1 protein-coding gene is annotated in these 1017 nt (G+C 63.5%); it reads left to right on the top strand.

All coding sequences use genetic code 11. The features are described 5' to 3' along the window. Nucleotides 1-1017 (top strand): elongation factor Tu (gene tuf / locus AC6LKG_RS26495; protein ID WP_498169958.1); only part of this gene is annotated, 1017 nt, incomplete at its 5' end.

The following is a 1017-nucleotide window of genomic DNA, read 5'->3' as shown; positions in this document are numbered from 1 at the left end:
CGCGGCATCACGATCAACACGGCTCACGTGGAATACGAAACGGAAACGCGCCACTACGCGCACGTTGACTGCCCGGGCCACGCTGACTACGTCAAGAACATGATCACGGGCGCCGCCCAGATGGACGGCGCGATCCTGGTCGTGTCGGCCGCTGACGGCCCGATGCCGCAAACGCGTGAACACATCCTGCTGAGCCGCCAGGTTGGCGTGCCGTACATCATCGTCTTCCTGAACAAGGCCGACATGGTTGACGACGCCGAGCTGCTCGAGCTGGTGGAAATGGAAGTTCGCGAACTGCTGAGCAAGTACGACTTCCCGGGCGACGACACCCCGATCGTGAAGGGTTCGGCCAAGCTGGCGCTGGAAGGCGACAAGGGCGAACTGGGCGAGCAAGCGATCCTGTCGCTGGCCCAAGCCCTGGACACGTACATCCCGACGCCCGAGCGTGCCGTTGACGGCGCGTTCCTGATGCCGGTCGAAGACGTGTTCTCGATCTCGGGTCGTGGCACCGTGGTGACCGGCCGTATCGAGCGCGGCATCATCAAGGTCGGCGAAGAAATCGAAATCGTCGGTATCGCTCCGACGGTCAAGACGACCTGCACCGGCGTGGAAATGTTCCGCAAGCTGCTGGACCAAGGTCAAGCCGGCGACAACGTGGGCATCCTGCTGCGCGGCACCAAGCGTGAAGACGTCCAGCGCGGCCAGGTTCTGGCCAAGCCGGGCTCGATCACCCCGCACACGGACTTCACGTCCGAGGTGTACATCCTGTCCAAGGAAGAAGGCGGCCGCCACACCCCGTTCTTCAACGGCTACCGTCCCCAGTTCTACTTCCGCACGACGGACGTGACGGGCACGATCGACCTGCCGGCCGACAAGGAAATGGTTCTGCCGGGCGACAACGTGACGATGACCGTCAAGCTGCTGGCCCCGATCGCCATGGAAGAAGGCCTGCGTTTCGCCATCCGTGAAGGCGGTCGTACCGTCGGCGCCGGCGTCGTCGCCAAGATCCTGAAGTAA

The organism is Achromobacter sp. 46006 (genome assembly GCF_059761975.1).
Note: the sequence above shows the minus strand (reverse complement) of the source record. Positions and strands in the feature narration are given on the sequence as shown.